13 protein-coding genes are annotated in these 18,964 nt (G+C 51.8%); 5 read left to right on the forward strand and 8 right to left on the reverse strand.

Translation table 11 applies throughout. From position 1 onward, the window contains the following. Nucleotides 1-5 precede the first annotated feature (5 nt). The 5 genes from ACLBLI_RS00835 to ACLBLI_RS00855 all read right to left on the reverse strand — a co-directional run bounded on the left by ACLBLI_RS00835 (nucleotide 6) and on the right by ACLBLI_RS00855 (nucleotide 7,503). Nucleotides 6-1,400, reverse strand: a complete 1,395-nt coding sequence (locus ACLBLI_RS00835; RefSeq protein ID WP_414829303.1) for a DUF3300 domain-containing protein — start codon at nucleotides 1,398-1,400, stop codon at nucleotides 6-8. Nucleotides 1,401-1,606: 206 nt separating this feature from the next. Further along, the gene (gene ribA / locus ACLBLI_RS00840) at nucleotides 1,607-2,221 is read right to left on the reverse strand and encodes a GTP cyclohydrolase II (RefSeq protein WP_414829304.1); all 615 of its coding nucleotides are present in this window, start codon (nucleotides 2,219-2,221) and stop codon (nucleotides 1,607-1,609) included. 328 nt (nucleotides 2,222-2,549) lie between these two features. Further along, complete coding sequence (locus ACLBLI_RS00845) at nucleotides 2,550-5,429, reverse strand: EAL domain-containing protein (protein ID WP_414829305.1); 2,880 nt, start codon at nucleotides 5,427-5,429, stop codon at nucleotides 2,550-2,552. Between the two features lie 317 nt (nucleotides 5,430-5,746). Then, nucleotides 5,747-6,082, reverse strand: coding sequence for a hypothetical protein (locus tag ACLBLI_RS00850; protein ID WP_414829306.1), 336 nt, complete (start codon nucleotides 6,080-6,082; stop codon nucleotides 5,747-5,749). Further along, nucleotides 6,070-7,503, reverse strand: a complete 1,434-nt coding sequence (locus ACLBLI_RS00855; RefSeq protein ID WP_414829307.1) for a protein adenylyltransferase SelO — start codon at nucleotides 7,501-7,503, stop codon at nucleotides 6,070-6,072. Before ACLBLI_RS00855 ends, ACLBLI_RS00850 begins: the two co-directional genes overlap by 13 nt. Before the next feature lie 447 nt (nucleotides 7,504-7,950). Between ACLBLI_RS00855 and ACLBLI_RS00860 the strand changes: the two genes are divergently transcribed. Then, nucleotides 7,951-8,619 (forward strand): glutathione S-transferase family protein, encoded by a 669-nt coding sequence (locus ACLBLI_RS00860; RefSeq protein ID WP_414829308.1) that lies wholly within the window; start codon nucleotides 7,951-7,953, stop codon nucleotides 8,617-8,619. A gap of 252 nt (nucleotides 8,620-8,871) precedes the next feature. Here ACLBLI_RS00860 and recQ read toward each other — a convergent pair whose 3' ends face one another. Next, a complete protein-coding gene (gene recQ / locus ACLBLI_RS00865) occupies nucleotides 8,872-10,707 on the reverse strand; it encodes a DNA helicase RecQ (protein ID WP_414830871.1) in 1,836 nt (611 codons plus the stop codon). 162 nt (nucleotides 10,708-10,869) lie between these two features. On the opposite strand from recQ, the gene ACLBLI_RS00870 reads away from it, so the two are divergent. The 3 genes from ACLBLI_RS00870 (at nucleotide 10,870) to rarD (ending at nucleotide 14,023) form a co-directional block, all read left to right on the forward strand. Further along, the gene (locus ACLBLI_RS00870) at nucleotides 10,870-11,331 is read left to right on the forward strand and encodes a thioesterase family protein (protein WP_414829309.1); all 462 of its coding nucleotides are present in this window, start codon (nucleotides 10,870-10,872) and stop codon (nucleotides 11,329-11,331) included. 121 nt (nucleotides 11,332-11,452) lie between these two features. Next, nucleotides 11,453-12,790 (forward strand): magnesium transporter, encoded by a 1,338-nt coding sequence (locus ACLBLI_RS00875; protein ID WP_414829310.1) that lies wholly within the window; start codon nucleotides 11,453-11,455, stop codon nucleotides 12,788-12,790. A 354-nt stretch (nucleotides 12,791-13,144) separates the two neighbouring features. After that, complete coding sequence (gene rarD / locus ACLBLI_RS00880; RefSeq protein ID WP_414830872.1) at nucleotides 13,145-14,023, forward strand: EamA family transporter RarD; 879 nt, start codon at nucleotides 13,145-13,147, stop codon at nucleotides 14,021-14,023. 79 nt (nucleotides 14,024-14,102) lie between these two features. On the opposite strand, the gene ACLBLI_RS00885 is transcribed toward rarD, so the two are convergent. Both ACLBLI_RS00885 and uvrD read right to left on the reverse strand, forming a co-directional pair. Then, nucleotides 14,103-15,347: a diguanylate cyclase gene (locus ACLBLI_RS00885; protein WP_414829311.1), complete on the reverse strand. Its 1,245-nt coding sequence runs from the start codon at nucleotides 15,345-15,347 to the stop codon at nucleotides 14,103-14,105. A 47-nt stretch (nucleotides 15,348-15,394) separates the two neighbouring features. Next, on the reverse strand, nucleotides 15,395-17,566 hold the full coding sequence (gene uvrD, locus ACLBLI_RS00890) for a DNA helicase II (protein WP_414829312.1): 2,172 nt from the start codon (nucleotides 17,564-17,566) through the stop codon (nucleotides 15,395-15,397). 308 nt (nucleotides 17,567-17,874) lie between these two features. On the opposite strand from uvrD, the gene ACLBLI_RS00895 reads away from it, so the two are divergent. Further along, nucleotides 17,875-18,882 carry an LLM class flavin-dependent oxidoreductase gene (locus ACLBLI_RS00895; RefSeq protein WP_414829313.1) on the forward strand — a complete coding sequence of 336 codons (1,008 nt, stop codon included), beginning with the start codon at nucleotides 17,875-17,877 and terminating at the stop codon, nucleotides 18,880-18,882. Nucleotides 18,883-18,964 lie beyond the last annotated feature (82 nt).

Here is an 18,964-nt window from a genome sequence, read left to right on the forward strand (position 1 = left end):
CAACACTATCTTTCCGACGACTTCGGTGGTCGTGGTGACGAGCGCTCTACACGCTGAGAAGCCGAAGGCCGCTCGTAACTGCGCTGCGCTGGCTTGTTATAACTTCGCTGGACCGGTTTGTCGTAACTACGCTGCACAGGCTTGCTGTAATTGTTCGACTGGCTGCGGTTCGCCTGCGGTGCAGGCGCGACCGGCTTCGCATACTGCCTGTCGGCAGGTTTGTAGTTTTTCGGTGTCGCCGGGTTGCGGTTTACCGCTTTCGGTGGACGCGGCACCACATCGCGCTGGCGAATCTCAGGTTTGGTTACATTGCGGCTGTAGCGCTGCGATGCCACCGGTTTGTCCAATTGCCGGTGAAGCTGCTGCTTATGCTTTTCCACCCCACGAACTGTATTTTCACGGGTTGCCCTGGGCGTAACGGGTTTCACCTGGTGGTGCGATCTGTCACGTAAATCAACCACACGCCGGGTAGGCTGATCGCGGTAGTCCAGTTGGCGTTCATGGGTCTTCACCACTTTGCGCTCATGCTGCAGCGAGTTGTAGCGCGCTGGCGCACTGTGTACCACGCGGTTGGAATAACGGATCCGGCGGTGATTCACATCGTGATCCCAGCGACGGTACTCTTTGGTATACACTCGCTTTACACCAGGGCCCCGGTAATAATGGCGCACCGGTTGGCGGGTGACCACGACATGCCGGTTATGCCAGTGAATGCCGCCGAAATAGAAAAATGTCGACAAGCGGATACTGGGACTCCAGTAAAAGCCAAAATGACTGCGGTAGTTTACCGGATGGTGCCAGTATACCGGGGCTACCGGATGCCACCAGTTACCGTACACTACGCGCGTATCATAGTACGGCACGTACACCACTTCGCGGCGGCGAGGCTCGATAACAATGATCTCTTTGTCCCGCTCGACTGTCTGGTACTCATTGTCTGACAACGAACCGCTCTCAAGTGCGTGCTGTCGTAAAACCTGCACCCTGGCCAGCACGCGGGACTGACTGATTAGTACGTTGTCACCCAGCGCCTGTAACCAGTTGAGATCGTCTGCCATAGTACGCAGTACCTGTTCAAAAGGCGCCAGCGCCTTCACGCTTGGATCCCAGTCAAAGGCATCTACCTGCACCGCAACCTGTTCAGCGTTCAGGTGCTGGTTCTCCTGACGCCAACGGTCTGCGGCCACCACTTCAAGTGGATAGGTGGCGGCAATTAGAATGTGGGTCAGAATGGAATCAGGGTAAAGCGCAACCGGCGCCAATAAACTGTCCAGTTCCGCATCGGTGTAGGATGCCTGGCTAACATCGTTTAATGGCTCAGGGGCAGCAAGGACCTGAGTGGCCGGTAGCGCACTGCCTAACGTCAGCGTTACCAGCAATGTTAATGTTGTACGTTTCATACAATCTCCTTAAACCGCAAATCCACCATTGAACCGGGCGGTTTTTCGAAAGCTTGTATAATTTATAGTCTTTGCGGGATTAACCTAAGCTGAACCGAACCCGGCTGGCGGGTTCAGATTTATGCGGGAATCAGCCGAAATGTTCTGTGATTCGGGCAACTGTCGGGAGGTGCCTTCGGCTACAAGATACCGACACTGCAGGAGAATTATTTAAGCAGATGGGGATCGAAGGCGTGACCCAGTTTTTCGGTTTTCGTTTTCAGATAGTTTTTATTGTCTTTGGTAATACCATGATCAATCGGCTTTCTGGACACGATTTCCACCCCAAGCTTTGCGAGTGCATCCAGTTTACGGGGGTTGTTGGTCATCAGCTCGACCTTTGTCACCTTCAGTGTTTCCAGCATCAGTTTGCAAATGTCATAACTGCGAAGGTCAGCATCGAAGCCCAGATGCTCGTTCGCTTCCACCGTATCCATGCCGCTGTCCTGAAGATTATAGGCGCGGATCTTGTTGAGCAGACCAATGCCGCGCCCTTCCTGACGCAGATAAAGCAACACGCCATAACCGCGTTCAACAATATTCTGCAATGCTTTTTCTAACTGAAACCCGCAGTCGCAGCGGGTGCTGAAAAGGGCATCACCGGTGAGGCATTCTGAATGAATGCGAATAGGGACAGTGTCGTCTTCTTTCCATTCACCATACGACAGCGCAACGTGTTCCTGACCACTGGCTTCTACAAAGCCATGGATGCGGAAATTACCCCAGCGTGTAGGTAATTTGGCTGAACTAACGTATTCGTATTTAGGTTGCTTTATGGTCATGACACTTCTACACCCGTTAAAGGAAGCACAGAATTTGGGGGTGTTCCTGCAAATTACAAGGCCGGGGAGCCTGCTAAAATGTGATATTATCCGCATTATAGCAAGCCGTGCGTAGGAATCCTATTCACCAGCAATGATAAACGCTCTGTTGGTGTGGTTATAAGTATTCCGGAAGATAGCCTGCCTGCGGAGAAATGGCTTTGGTCAACACGACAAAAAAAGTATGCACGTCGTGATGGTATATTTGCCCACGCCAGATAAAGCGTCTTACTCTCTTAACCGCTCACACCGGTACAAGACCATCGGATTTTAACTTACAACGGTGCGATTACAACGCTTTATAGTCTTCCAGTGCTGCCGGCATAGCCACACCGTAGCCCTGAGCGTAGTCCACTCCCATCCTGCCCAGCTGGGCCATGGTGGCTTCGTTTTCTACGAACTCGCCCACCGTTTCCATACCAATGGCCTTGGCAACATCTTTTATCGAGGACACCATGGCAGCATCAACCGGATCATTGAGCATATCCTTGATAAAGCTACCGTCAATCTTCACACAGTCTACCGGCAGGTGTTTCAGATAGGTGTAGGATGAGAAGCCACTCCCGAAGTCGTCCAGAGCAAATTTACAGCCCAGTTGTCTGAAGGTGCGCATAAAGGCCTTGGTTTCATCCATGCGCAGGATAGCGGCCGTTTCTGTGATTTCGAAGCAGACCTTTTGATAAGGAATACCAAACGATTCAAACGCATTGAGAATGAACAGCTTCAGATCCCGGTCGGCCAACGATTGTCCGCTGAGGTTGATGCTGCAACGCTGCAGTGAATCCAGTGCGTCACGATGTGCAGCAAACCAGCGGAATGTGTTTTCAACAACCCAGCGATCAATTTTGCTGATAAGATTGTAACGTTCTGCAGAGGGCAAAAAAGCGCCCGGAGGCACCAGGCTACCGTCATCATTCTTCAGGCGCAGAAGAATTTCATAGTAATCGCCATCGATCGCTTTATTCAGAGGCCGGCAGTGTTGATAAAACAGGGTGAAGCGATCATTTTCCAGTGCCTCATTGATGGCACTGACCCAATTCAACTCCTGTTCGTAACGCTTCACGCTTTCATCTTCGTTTGAATAGCGATGTATCTGATTGCGGCCGCGCTCCTTAGCAATATAGCATGCAGCATCGGCCATACTCAGATATTGTTCGGGGCTGTGTTTGTAGTTGTCGCAGACGACCTGTCCGATGCTAACGCCGAGCGAGAAAATGCGATTTTCCCAGACGAACCGATACGACTGCAGCGCGTTCAGCAGTTTTACGCCGAGTAAGTATGCGCTTTCCTCCATCTGGTCCTCTATGAGGATGGCAAACTCGTCACCTCCCAGTCTGGCCAGACGCCCCTGGCCCTGGATGGTGTCCTGAAACAGTTGGGCGACATCTTTTATCAGCGCATCACCGGCACTGTGGCCGCAGGTATCATTGACAACTTTAAAGCGATCTAAATCCAGATAAAGAATCGATACCACCGCGTCTGACTTTCTGTTTTCCAGTGCGATGTGAAGCTGCTGTTCAAATTCTCTGCGATTGTATACCCCGGTTAACGAGTCGTGAGTAGCGAGATACTCAAGGCTTATGTCAGACTGCTTGCGCTCGGTGATATCGAATATTGAGCCATACAAAAAGCTGGTGTTATCCTCTTTGCGTATCTGGCAGGACAAGGAAAACCAGAACTCAGAACCATCTGCACGAAGCCCTTTTATTTCCCGTCCCATTACTGTGCCACGTTCAAGAATTTCACCGACCAGCAAATCACGTTCCTCGCGGGAGGTGTAGAAATTACGGGTGTTCTCTACACTTCTGAGCATGGTCTCTTCGTCGGGATAACCAAACAAGGTGCACATGGCCGGGTTCACGCTGATAAGTTTGCCCTCCAGCGTTGAGGTATAAAGCCCCTCGGCCGAGTTGCGAAAGAGGTCGTAAAACTGATTGAGCTGGCTGATGGTTTTTTCCCGCGCCGAAATCTGCTGAATATTAAGGTTTCGCTCTTTGATTTCGACACAAAACGCGAAACTTAGCATCGCCAGTGTCATGAGCAGGATCAACTGCAGTGAAACCAGCGGCGTTACCATGACAGCCTGCGCAACAATATCCAGCTGTACGGCAAATGTCGCAAACAGAAACAGCCAGCTGATGATAAAGGTGCGGGTTTGCGAGCGATTGCGGCGATCCCGGTAAACAATAGCCAGCAACATATGAAGCGAGCCAATGATTGGCGACGCAATGTAAGCGGCAAGTGTTGTCTGAAAAGGTGTGGAGACAGCCACTACACATAACAGCGAGATAACGGCCAGATAGTTCAGTAGTCTCAGAGGTAGCGGGATACGGGGAAACAGGTTATGGCAAACTTTCGCCATCGTGGCGAAAAACGCTGCCAGTATTGATACCAGCACGTATTCAGACAGGTTAGTCAGCCCCGGCCAGAGCACCAGCCCGCCCTGCACAGTGAATGCAAAAGCAAACAGTAAGGCAAAGGTTGATGCCAGCCAAAAGCGGGCAGGTGTGCGTTGGTACAAATAAGAAATAATAAAATAGCCGAACAAGACAAAAAGGGTCCCCAGGGCGATGCCAAGTAACAGCAGCATCTGGCGGGCGTAGGTCTGTAGTGCGTTGTCTTCCCATAAAGTCATTGCAGGTGGCAGCAGACCGTCGTCCTGAATACTCAGCAGTATGGTTTTTGTCTGACCCGGCTGCAGACGAAAGGGAAATTTCACTGTTGGTAACAGGCGGGTTGGTATTTCCTCGCTTCTGGCTGAACGATAGTTCATGGAGTCAGTGATCCGTTCACGCCCGTCAAGCAGCACCAGGTGAACGTTGTCCAGATTTATGCGGTCGGAAAGCAGTGTCAGGGAAAGCGGTGTATCTCCGGTATTGGAAACTCTGGCCTGTAACCATAAGCGTGTATCTTCCGGCTGGGCTTGGGGATATACCCACAGTGGCCAGTGGTTGTAACCAGAAATGACCGTGTCAAAGGCATACTGTCTGGGAACCACCCGCCACTGCGCATTGATATCAAATGGCTGAGAGCGAAATTGTTCATTGACGACGATATGCTCGTGACCCGGCTTTGCGGCAATGGGAAAACACCAGAGCATCAGGTAGCACATGACAATGACGGCACGGTACCGGTGTAAATGATGTAGGTTGTGTCGCTGAACTGACATGCGAAGCGAAGTTGCGTCCCTGTCACAAATGCATACCTCCATACTAGCGGAATACTTTCCGGATTGTGAACATTAACCGCATAATTCTATGAAACTAAACAGAAGTCAGTGTGTAAAGTGATGGTCTTGAAGACAGCGATTGGCCCTTTCGGGTTAACGGTTACAGAGGTGCTGGTGACCTGCGGTTTATAAAATACTGCTGTAGTCTGATTGGATGGAATATCGCGACTGGTGCGCTGTCAGTGCTTACGCGCAGACACCGGACAACGATTGTCAGCAGGCAGAGAGTTACCACTACCTATGCCGACAAAAAGCCATTAGTTTGAGTATGGCTCTGCTGCGCCCAGACTTTTCTGGCACCAGTTCCATAATTTGTCGCCAGCGTTATCACCGCCCGCAATCAGTTCCAGCCAGATGGCATCGCACAGCCATTCAATATTTATCAGAATTTGTAGTTCACCGGTAAATAATGTCGATTGAAAACGATCCGCACCCCATTCCTCAGATTGGATCGTAGCGCCGGTGACGCTGGCAAACTGGCTGACCCAGCGCAACGTTGACGCCGGTGTATGTGGTAATGGCAGCTGCACCCGGACCACATCACCTTCTCGCCGGTACGCCAGCCTCAGTGCTTCTGGTGTTAGCTGCTGCATGACAATGAAACCGATGCAGGAGTAGCGGGCGGACGCGAGAACGGATGGTCATCCCAGCGGGTATCAAAAGGAGAGGCAAGCGCGTCAATATATTCCTCCACCGTAGACCACTCACCAGCCTCTGCCTGAGAAATCAGCGCTGACAACTGATGCGTTCGCGGGATAATCGCCGGATTTTTTTGACGCAGACTGGCTTGCGATATGGATGCGGTCTCGCTGTGCAACCGAGCATTACGGTAGTCCTCCCACCATGCGTCAAAGGTATCTCTGTCAGGAAAATGGTCTCGCAGCGGAGAGGGAGACAAGGTTAAGTCGGCCAATGCCAGTAGCCGGAAGCTGCCAGTATAATCGCGTTGCTGAGTAGCTAGCATGGACAGCCAATCCTGCATAAGCCTGATGCCGGTGTCGTTTGTCTCCAGCCCCATTCTGTCGGTCATAAGACGATGATACTGTTCGAGAAATACTGGCTCGAAGCGGGACAATGCATCCCGTAACTCTTCGATGGTGCATTCGTCAGAAAAGGCATGGGCAAGCGCATTTAAATTCCACAGCGCAATGCCTGGCTGGCGATCGAATGCGTACCGGCCCTCGTGATCTGAATGATTAAACACCGCTGATGACGTAAAAGTGTCCATAAACGCATAGGGGCCATAATCAAACGTAATGCCATGTACAGACATATTGTCGGTGTTCATAACGCCATGCACAAAACCATGTACCTGCCAGTGAGCGACCAGCCGGGCAGTTCGCAGGGTAATGGCAAGTAATAAGGCGGCCCACGGGTTTTCAGCCTGCAGGCATTCAGGAAAATGGTTGTGCAACGTGAAGGTTACCAGACGCTTAAGGGCGTCGGTGTTCTGCGTATTAAAATAATATTCGAAATGACCAAAGCGTATATGACTGGGCGCCGTGCGGATCATCATAGCGCCAGGCTCAGGTTGCTCGCGATAAACGGTGTCAGTACTGCTAAATAAGCATAAGCTGCGGGATGTGGGGATACCCAGGTGATGTAGCGCCTCTTGCCCCAGGTATTCACGTAATGTCGAGCGCAATACGGCGCGACCATCGGCGTGGCGGGAATATGGCGTCTGACCAGCCCCTTTCAGGTGCAAGTCTTGCCAGCCATGCTCTGCGTGTTGCGCTTCACCCAGCAAAAGGCCTCTGCCATCACCAAGAAACGGATTCCAGTGTCCAAACTGGTGGCCACCGTATTTCTGCGCGACTGCGTTTCGTGATAACGCCGAGTTCGGATCCTGCAATGCCGCTAACAGGCCGTCCTTCTGCCACCATGACTGCGGCAGCGACAGGGCATCTGCTAACTCCTGATTCACCAGTCTAAGGCGCATTCCCTGAAGCGGTTGCGGTACTACCTGGCTTACCAGGTCGGGTAGTGTATCAGCGTATCGGCGGGCAAGTGTCACGGGACTCCGTCAATGAAAAATTACCGAATGAATTTGAGTATAACATGTGTACTTGTCTGCACACGTCGCGAGAGAGGATCTGCGGTATATGTACGATGAATCATTATGAAATCAAATACGTGAGTGAACTTGTCGCGTAGTGAATACCGCAAGGTCGAGGCAGTGAGGAATCCAGAAAGCGGCTACCTTCAGGCGCTGACCGCGAGAATCACAAAAATTGCGTCAGAGCGTAATCTTTCCGGGGTATGCTGGTGTATAAGCATCTAGGAGGATCTGAATATCATGTATCATTAGCTTATCAGGCTGTGTTGAGATGGTTCAGAATCATCTCTGCGTGATTTTTCGAGGGGAAGATCAACCGCCATTGGCGAAAACATTAACGCGCAATTACCAATAACGAACTCTGCGTTAACGTTGTCTGTTTTATCGGATATTTCAGAGGGAAAAATGCTAACACTTCACCATTTAAATAATTCACGCTCACAGCGCATTTTGTGGCTTTTAGAAGAGCTGGGTGTGGAATACAAGCTGGAAACCTACCAGCGAGATCCAAAGACCAACCTTGCACCACCGGAACTTAAGGCCATTCATCCATTGGGCCGCTCACCGGTACTGACAACGGATGACGGCGCCATTGCTGAGTCGGGTGCGATCATAGAGTACCTCATCAGACAGTATGCCAAAGAAACCTTCAGCCCTCCTGAAGATGCGTCTATGCACCAGCAATACCTTTTCTGGATGCACTTTGCGGAAGGCTCGTTAATGCCACCACTGGTAGCAAACATGGTGCTTGAAAAAGCACGTAAAAAGGCTTCCAAGCCATTTTTTGTCAAACCGATAGCCAATAAACTGATTGACGGAATTTTGGATGCATACTACCGGCCAAACCTCGAACAAAGTTTACGCTATGTAGAATCTTTTCTGTCCTCCCATGACTGGTTTGCCGGGAAGGCGCCCACTGGCGCTGATGTTCAGATGATATTTCCGCTGGAGTCTCTGGTTGCCTCAGGGCGGGCAAGTAATCTGGCCGCGATTACGGCCTGGGTAAATAAAGTTCATGACCGCCCTGCGTACCAGCGCGCGCTGGAGAAGGGGGGTGAGTATGCCTATGCGTAAGGGGAGCATTCTTCGCCCAGCATGGTGATTATCACCGTTGTTGCCGTGGCAACAACGGTTAAAGCCGCTGCCTGTTGCTTGCTGGCAAGCACGTGTAGCCGTTGCCTGGCCCGGGATTTCATGAACGCCGCAACGTGTTAATAAGCGCCGTCAGGCCACGCTGAAACAGTCTCGTACCATTCTGGTAATATTGATGGTCAGGGCAAAAACCAAATTCATCGCAAGACCTATCGAAGGCTAGCGCAGGCTGGCCTAGCCAGCTTCTTTGTTGACGTAATCGTCAATTAACTGCATGAAGGCCTCGCCATAACGGGCGAGCTTGGTCTGACCCACACCGCTGATATCCAACATCGCAGATGTTGAGGTTGGCAACTTGGACGCCATGTCTACCAGCGTCGCATCGCTGAAAACCACGTAGGGTGGTACGCCATGTTCTTCCGCCAGCACTTTTCGCAGATGTTTCAGACGAACAAATAAGTTGCGATCGTAATTTGCCGGAGCGTGTTTGGCTTTTTTGTCGGGTTTGAATTCAAGGCGCGGCACCGCCAGATTCAGTGCAACCTCGCCTTTCAATACCGGACGTGCCGCTTCGGTAAGACGCAAATACGCATTTGCTGTAATGTCTACGCGAACCAGGCCCTGATGAATAAGCTGGTTGATAATGTTGTGCCAATAGGAGTCTGATTGCTCTTTGCCAATGCCGTAAGTAGTCAACTGATGATGACCGGCTTCCTGAAGCCTGCGAAGTTGCTTACCGCGAAGCACATCAATAACATATTGCGTGGATGCCTGTTGCGAGAGACGAAGAATACAGGACAGTACCTTTTGCGCCGTGACGACGCCATCTACCATTTTCGGGGGATCCAGGCAGATATCACAGTTTCCGCAGGCGCTGTCGCTGAACTGCGAAAAGTAATTCAGCAATACCTGTCGCCGACAGGTTTGTGCTTCTGAAAACGCCTCCATTGCCGCGAACTTTTGCAGTTCTACATCGTTGCGGTCGCTGTTTTCACCCTGCTCAATCCACTGACGTACCCGTGCGGCGTCTTTTTCATCAAACAGCAGCAAGGCTTCGGCATCCAGGCCATCGCGCCCGGCACGGCCCGTTTCCTGATAGTAGCTTTCCACACTGCGAGGGACATCATGGTGCACCACAAACCGCACATTGGATTTATTGATACCCATACCAAACGCAACTGTCGCGACAACCACATCAACTTTGTCATTCAGAAACTGACGTTGCACAAATTCCCGCTCGTCAGGATCTTTTCCCGCATGATACGCGGCGCTGCGAAAGCCCTGACGATAAAGCTTCGCGTTAAGATCGTCGACCTTCGCCCGGCTGTTACAGTAAATGATGCCACTGCCATCCTGTTGCCTGACGTAATCTACTACCTGTTCAAAGGCTTTATATTTGGACATCACACGGTAGCGGATGTTGGGCCTGTCGAAGCTGCCCCTGTACACCAATGGGGAGTGCAGATTTAACTGTGCCTGAATATCGGCTTGCGTAGCGGCATCGGCGGTGGCGGTCAGTCCCACTACCGGTATATCTGGAAAGCGCGTTTTAATCTGCCCCAGCATGCGGTAGTCCTGACGAAAATCGTGGCCCCAGTGCGATACGCAGTGCGCTTCGTCAATGGCAAAGAGTGCCACCGTAATCTGCTGTAATAACGCCTGAAATGACGGCTGCAACAACCGTTCGGGAGACACATATAGCAAGTCATAATCGCCGTGCTGCAGCTTGGCCTGGATATCCAGCTGGACGTCGGTGTCCAACGATGAGTTCAGGTAAGCCGCGCTGACACCCTGTGCCAGCAGCTGCTCCACCTGATCCTGCATCAGTGAAATCAGCGGCGATACCACAATAGCCGTGCCTTCACGGACCAGCGCCGGTATCTGATAGCATAGCGATTTACCGCCCCCGGTTGGTAGCAGTACAAGCGCATCGCCGCCATCACAGAGATGAGAGATTACTTCTTCCTGGCCGTCTCTGAAGCTCGCGTACCCGAACACCCGCTCCAGTACAGAATGGGGCGTAGGCGTCGCGATGGATTCGGGGGACTGTGCGTCGGCAACAACTGACATGTTCATGGCGTGGGATTTTACGCTGTTTTTGTCTTCGCTTCACGGGGGAATCCGGAATTCTGGACGAAAAGACAGTGCGAGGGGCTACAACGTTTACGTAGATGGTTGTTTTCACTATTTTAATAGTACAATGGCGTCACGGATATGCAAAAAGGAACGGTTATGTCTTCGTCGCTGCGCAGCGAACTTACTAATGAGGTTATCGCCCTGTTTAAAGACGCGATGCCGTTTAATCGCGAGTTGGGCCTTGAAGTCATTCAGGATAGTGACGAGATTCGCGTAGAAGTGCCCTGGCATGACAAACTGACCGGCAATCCTTTCCAGAAAATTTTGCACGGTGGTGTCACCGCCAGTTTACTGGACACCGTGGGTGGTCTGGTGTCAATTGTCCAGGCAATCCGTTTGACCGAAGACAGCGCCCTTGGTGAGCTGAAGGCGAACCTGGCGACTGCGGGCACGGTCGATATGCGGGTAGATTATCTGCGCCCAGGCAGAGGAAAGCGATTCATAGCAACGGCCACGGTGATCCGTAAGGGCCGTCGGGTGGCGGTGTGTCGCATGGAGCTGCACAATGAATCAGGCGAGCATATCGCTTTTGGCACCGGCACCTATATGATTGGCTAACGCCGGATCCAAAAAAACTGGTCGCACGTTACACTGTTCGCGTAGCTATTTCTGTTCCGACTCTGCGATTGCACATTTTGTCCACTGGTCGGATACAACATTTTTCCCCTGGAGGTATCTCATGGCTGAACCGTTACCGGATCTCATTGAAGAGTTTGTTTCTGACGGAACGGGCGATGATCCTGCTGCCACACTCACCACGCTGGTAGGACAGGATGATGTGTATATTGCGACGCTGCTCGAATCGTTACCGGTTGAGCGTCGTATCGCCGTATGGGATGGCCTGCCCCGTGACCGTAAGCTTGATGTGCTGGTCGAAATGCGAAGCGACCCCCGTGAAATCCTGATTGATGTTGTACAGGATAATGAATGGGCTGCAATTTTCTCTGACATCGATGCAGAAGACTTACTTGAACTGTTGGACTCATTGCCAACCCGGCTGGTGGATTTAGCCTACGCTGCCCTGGATGCACAGCAGCAGGCATTTTTCCGCGAGGCCACCGCGTTTAAAGACGATGAAGTAGGGCACTGGATAAGCCACGAACTGCTGGTGCTGCCGTTAAATGCCAAAGTGCGTGAAGGACTCAGGCTCATCCGTCGAAATGTGCCGCAACACTGCGACACGGTGTTTCTGGTGAATCGCTCGGGCCAGTTTTCTGCGGCGGTAAAACTCACTCGCTTATTTGGCGCGCCCGAACACGTGCCGCTGGTGGAGCTAACCGAAGAAAATATCCCGGTGTTAAAAGGTAACGATGAGAGCACCTCTGCCTCACTGCAGGTGCAGCGGTCAGGGTATGCGTCGTTGCCGGTTGTAGATGAAAACAACAAACTACTGGGCCGGCTGGAAATTCAGTCAGCTGGCGAGCTAATAAACGAGTTTTATGAGCGTCAGGTGATGGCATCCGCCGGTATGGATGAAGACGAGGATTTGTTCTCGCCAGTGGCGAAAAGTGCCCGAAACCGTGCTGTATGGCTGGGTATTAATTTATTGACGGCTTTTCTGGCGTCATGGTTTATCGGTTTGTTTGAAGCCACCTTGCAACAGGTCGTGGCGTTAGCGGTGCTGATGCCGGTAGTGGCCAGTATGGGCGGAATTGCCGGTAGTCAGACGCTCACCCTGATCGTGCGGGGGCTTGCGTTAGGGCAGGTGACCAGCGCCAACTTCCGGGCGCTGATGGTGAAAGAGCTGAAAGTCGGCGGCGTGAACGGCATCATCTGGGCCATGGTAATAGGTATAGTGGCCTACTTCTGGTTCACCGATGCCATATTGGGCATTGTGATATGTCTGGCGATCCTGGTGAATATTGTCAGCGCTGCTCTGGCCGGTGTGTTCTTGCCGGTTATTCTGGATAAGCTGAAAATCGATCCGGCCTTATCCGGCTCGGTGATTCTTACCACCGTGACAGACATTGTGGGCTTTGTTGCTTTCCTGGGGCTGGGAACACTGTTTTTACTGTAGCGACCATAAACGTGATAACCGGCGTGATGCATTCGCACGCGCCGCCGACAGATAGTTTATGGAAGTGTTATTCCGCCAGCCAACAGGACTCTGAATTCTGTCGTTAGTGCTGCGCTGCAAGCCTGCTTTTTCCACCGTAGTTTGCGGATAGCGCTAACTAAGCACAATAAATGGGGCCCCAGGCGCGGAAAACGCCAGTACAGCCTTTTGTGAATTCGTCCTGTTACTATGGCTAATAACGAATTCGTATTGCCCGGCGAGCTGTAATTTCAGACAATGCCGCCCAGAAATTAAGTACCCGGAATCATCGTGAGTCAGGATCAGGAAGCGTTAAAGCGAACCCAGGTTGGGGTGATGTGCGCAATCGCCGCATATACCATGTGGGGTATTGCACCACTGTATTTCAAGCAATTGCAAATTATGCCAGCGATGGACGTGTTGCTGCACCGGGTGGTGTGGTCGGCGCTCATTCTGGTTGGCCTGATAGCGGGTAAGCGCCAGTGGGGCAAGGTGAAGGCAGCACTGCGCTCACGTAAAGTGATGCTGATTCTGTTTGCTGCGGGCATTTTGCTCGGGGCGAACTGGTTGCTGTTCATCTGGGCAATCAATAACGATCATATTCTTGATGCCAGTCTTGGCTATTATATTAACCCCTTACTGAATATCTTTTTTGGACGACTGTTCCTGCAGGAGCGTCTGCGGCTGTTTCAGAAAGTCGCGGTATTGCTGGCTATTGCGGGCGTGTCTATTCTGATTTTTTCATATGGGCAGGTACCGTGGATAGCGCTGGTACTGGCAACCAGCTTCAGTATTTATGGGTTATTACGTAAGCAGGTGGCGGTCGACTCCTTGCCCGGGCTTTTCATTGAAACGCTGATGATGCTGCCGTTTGCCCTGATTTACTGGGTGTTCTTTGCCTCCGAATACAGCAACATGCTTACTAACGACATGTCTCTGAACCTGTGGCTGCTTGCAGCCGGTATTGTGACAACCGCGCCACTGCTATGTTTTACCGCGGCAGCCCGGCGGATAATGTACTCCACACTGGGCTTTTTCCAGTATATCGGGCCCACGCTGATGTTCTTTCTGGCGGTGTATCTGTATGGAGAACCGCTGGAGGAGGCGCGCTTGGTGACGTTTGGTTTCGTATGGACGGCGCTGGCGATTTTCTCATTTGACTCATTGCGCGCCTATCGTATTCAGCGCCGGGTACGATACGCTGCCCCTGAGTAGTGAAGTCCCCCCGGTACATGACTTTCGCAATGCCTGTTGCCCACTGCAACTGGCATTGCGACAGCGCAGACTAAGCAGATTAGTCGCCGGCGCAGACCTGATTCCGGCCCTTTTGCTTCGCCTGATACAGCAAGCGGTCAGCTTCTGTCAGCAGCGCTTCAATATTGTTTGCGCGATGGTAAGTCAGCCCGATACTCACCGTGATGTTAATCGACGTTTCGGTGTCTATTGCAACAGGCAGCATAGCCACCTTATCGCGAAATGCCTCCATACGCTGATATGCGATATCTGGCGAAACGCCGGGCAGGTAAACGCAAAACTCCTCACCCCCAAAGCGCGCAACCACCACATCTTCAAAGGCACTGGCGATCACCCCGCCAACGGTTTTTAACACGGCATCACCGGCATCATGTCCGTAAGTATCATTAACCTGCTTAAAATGGTCTAAATCCAGCAATGCCAGGGCCTGTACGGCGGGCAGGCTTTTGTAGCCCAGGTTCACAGCATAGAAGAAATGGCGGCGATTCGGCAGGCCAGTGAGGTAATCGGTATTGGCGGCTTTACGAATGGCTTCCACGTTTTCGATTAACTCGACGTTTTGCATAATCCGACATAAAAATTCTTCATGGCAGAATGGCTGACGCAAAAAGTCATTTGCGCCACTTTTGATAAAATGCGCAGACAGCAATGTACTGTCGCCATCGGCGATGCCAATGATGGCCAGCTCTTCTTTAGAGAATACCTTACGCAAGTTTGCAATAAATCGGGTGCCGGACTCGTCCGGAAGCGCACTGTCGGTGATCACCAGTTTAATATTGGGATGTTCGGCCAGCGCCATCATCGCTTCTTTTCCGGTGGCAGCCTGTATAGTCGCGAAATTGTGCCGCTGCAGTAATGATGTCATGAACGTGCGCGGCGTGCGCTTTGGGTGAACAACCAGAACACCAATTTGTTTATTTTTATCCAGCCTGGCAAGTAAGCGGGCGAGATAATCATAAATCTGCGCGTTCTCTTTAGGGACATAGTCTACTACGTCACGCTCAAGAACAGCCTGACGTGTCGCAGCAGACACATCGTTAGTCACGGCTACCGTTGGCAAATACGCATTCACAGCAAAGTCGATCGCCTGACCTTTCGGCTCATCGGGCAACTGGTAGCCTACTACTGCACACAGAAATTCTTCCGGATTTGCCTGTTTGAATTTGTACTTAGCTTCGGTCAGAGAGCGGGCGCCCACTGGTTTTAGCCCAGCTTTGCGCACCAGTTTAGACATCAGTTCCAGGCTAACCTGACTATCTTCTATGACCAGCACCTTTTGCTGCATACGCCCTAACGTCCTGCAATTCGGTGAATAATGGCTTTCACCTTCTTCTATAATGACTCTAGCTTAGCATAGGCCAGTACAAGCCACTTACTTCCAAAGTCATCAAAGTTCACCTGCACCCGGGCATGATCGCCAGAGCCTTCATAATTGAGTACCACACCTTCCCCGAATTTACGGTGCATCACTCGCTGACCTAGCTGAAAGCCGCTGTGTTCAAACGCTTCGTGAGACGCCGAACGAGAGAAGCGGTTGTGAACCGGTCGCGACACCGTCGATTTAAGCCGCACTTCTTCCACACAACTATCGGGTATTTCACGTATAAATCGAGAGGCCGTGTGGTATTTGTCCTGCCCATACACACGGCGGGTTTCGGCATAGGTGATAAACAGCTTTTGCATCGCACGGGTCATGCCTACGTAACACAGGCGACGCTCTTCTTCCATTCTGCCCGGCTCATCGTTGGTCATCTGACTGGGGAACATGCCTTCCTCGACACCAGCCATAAATACCAGCGGAAACTCGAGTCCTTTAGCGGTATGAATGGTCATCATCTGCACGGCATCCTGGTCGGTATCGGCCTGCGTTTCGCCTGCCTCCAGTGAAGCATGGGCCAGAAACGCGGACAGCGGCGTCATTTCTTCGGCTTCTTCGGGCACAATGAACTGCTTACACGCGGTAACCAGTTCTTCTAAGTTTTCCAGCCGCGCCTGCGCCTTTTCGCCGCGTTCTGCCTGATACATGGCATAAAGACCGGACTGTTTGATAGCAATGTCGGCCTGTTCTTCCAGCGGTTCATCAAGCACCTTCTGCTCCATTTCAGTAATTAGCAGACAGAAGCTTTGCAAGGCATTCAGCGCCCGGCCTTTTAGCGCATTTTCGTTGATAAGCAGCTGTCCGGCCTGCCACATCGAGCAGTTGTTCGCCCGGGCGGCTTCACGGATTTGGGATAAGGTTTTCTCTCCGATACCCCGGCTTGGGGTATTTACCACACGCTCAAACGCAGCATCATCATGCGGATGGTTGATCATACGCAAATAGCCCAGCGCGTCCTTGATTTCCTGGCGTTCAAAAAAGCGCAGGCCGCCGTAGATGCGGTAAGCTATGGCTTCGTGGAGTAAGGCTTCTTCCAATACCCGCGACTGGGCATTGTTGCGGTATAAAATGGCGCTGTCTTTTAACGCGTTGCCTTCGTTCAGCCATTTCTTGATTTGCGAGACGATAAAGCGGGCTTCGTCCAATTCATTAAAGCCGGCATACACAGAGATAGGCTCGCCGTCGCTGCCATCGGTCCACAACTCCTTACCCAGCCGGCCCTGATTATTATCAATGACGGCATTGGCAGCATTCAGAATAGTCCCGGTGGAACGATAGTTTTGCTCAAGACGGATTGTCGTTGGCTGTTCGAAATCTTTCAGAAAGTGTTGAATGTTATCCACATTCGCGCCACGCCAGCCGTAAATAGACTGATCGTCATCGCCCACTATCATGATGGAGTTGTTGTCAGTGTTACACAGCATGCGAAGCCATGCGTACTGGATGTTGTTGGTGTCCTGAAACTCGTCCACCAACACCGCGCGGAAACGACGCTGGTAATGAGCCAGCACGTCTGGATTTTTTGCCCATAGTTCGTGTGCGCGCAGCAACAGCTCGGCAAAATCTACCAGACCTGACCGGTCACAGGCATCCTGATAGGCGGCGTAGATATCGCGCATCTTTTGCTGGATATGATCGCCATGGGTTTCAATATGTTGCGGGCGCAGGCCTTCGTCTTTATTGCCATTGATGTACCACTGTATTTGACGCGGTGCCCAGTGTTTTTCATCCAGGTTCATCGCTTTTAAAATGCGGCGAACCAGACGATACTGGTCGTCTGAGTCCAGTATCTGAAAATTTTCAGGCAAGCCGGCTTCGGCGTGATGGGCGCGTAATAAGCGGTGCGCAAGGCCGTGGAAAGTGCCAATCCACATGTTATGCAGACTGCGGCCCATAAGAGACTCAATACGACCGCGCATTTCCCGGGCTGCTTTGTTGGTGAACGTCACCGCCAGAATGGAAAAAGGCGCAATGTTCTCTACTTCCATCAGCCACGCAATACGGTGCACCAGTACCCGCGTTTTCCCACTTCCGGCACCAGCCAGAACCAGCATATTCGATTGTGGGGCCGCCACCGCTTCACGTTGTTTGTCGTTGAGATCGTCAAGCAGTAAAGATACATCCATAGCGCGCGTTACCTGTGAGTCATGTTGTCAGCAAATCGGGCTATTATGCCAGCGAACTGTGAATTTATACAGGCTTGTGGCAGGATTTCTGGCACCTACGGATTAATACCGTCTTGGAATAGGCTAGTAAGAAATAATCCGTTAATGCTCTTGTGACTTGTTCTGCTCAGTCGCATGTTGTAATTATCAGTCTGTTACCAGATCTCGCGTCGTCAATCAGACATCGCAGCAAAGGTTATCTGGGCAAATGAATTTAATCATCCGGCAGTTTTACGATTGCCAGAGGTGTACGTATTTAGGAGTGTATTATGTCAAACCCCGTTCCTGTGTCGCTACTGGACCTTGCCCATATCGCTGAGGGTAAGACAGTCAGCGATGCGGTGGAGAAAAGCCAGGCGCTGGCATTAATTGCAGAGAAGCAAGGATTTAATCGGGTGTGGCTGGCCGAGCATCATGGCATGCGAGGCGTGGCAAGTGCGGCGACAGCCGTGATGTTGGCCGGGATAGGTAAGGCGACAGACAAGATTCGAATTGGTGCCGGTGGCGTGATGCTGCCAAATCACCCACCTATGGTGATTGCCGAACAGTTCGGTACGCTGGAAGCCATGTTTCCGGGACGTGTGGATCTTGGCCTTGGCCGCGCACCAGGTACTGACATGGCAACCGCACGAGCGCTGCGTCGTGATATCGAAGAAGATGCCAGACGTTACCCCCAGGATATCGTCGAGTTGCAACACTATCTGGGTGACAACGACAGTGAACGTGATGTGATTGCGATCCCCGGCAACGGCTCCCATGTGCCCCTGTGGCTGCTGGGGTCAAGCCTTTATTCGGCGCAGCTGGCAGCAAAAATGGGCCTGCCTTACGCGTTTGCATCGCATTTTGCTCCAGACTCGCTGATGGATGCAATAAGTCTTTATAAAGCGCACTTTCAGCCATCGGCACAGCTTGATAAGCCGTATGTGATGGCGGGAGCGATGGCGGTAATTGCCGACTCTGACGCGGAAGCAAAGCGCAGGCTGACTTCAGTACAACAGCAGTTTGGCAATTTGCGTCGCGGGGCGAATAAACCCATGCCCAAACCGGTTGAGGATATTCGTCTTGAGCTGAATGAAATGGAGATCCGTGGCGTAAATCACGCGCTTCGTTATGCGGCGGTAGGCACGGCAGAGTCAGTTGAAGCGCAGCTTACAGAGTTTGTCGATGTTGCCGGAATTGATGAGCTTATTCTGTCGTTTCCGCTGCACGATACCGCAGCCACGTTTGAAAACGTGCAGGCTGTCGGCGATATGTCAGGACTATTGGTAAAACAGTAGTCGCCACTGGTGTGGTGATGTTGCTAGCCAGTTGAGCAGCAGAAAAAGCCCCATCAATTGGGACGGAGTGCTCGAGCGTGGC

Origin of the sequence: Alteromonas sp. H39, assembly GCF_047556435.1 — a bacterium.
Taxonomy (GTDB): domain Bacteria; phylum Pseudomonadota; class Gammaproteobacteria; order Enterobacterales; family Alteromonadaceae; genus Alteromonas.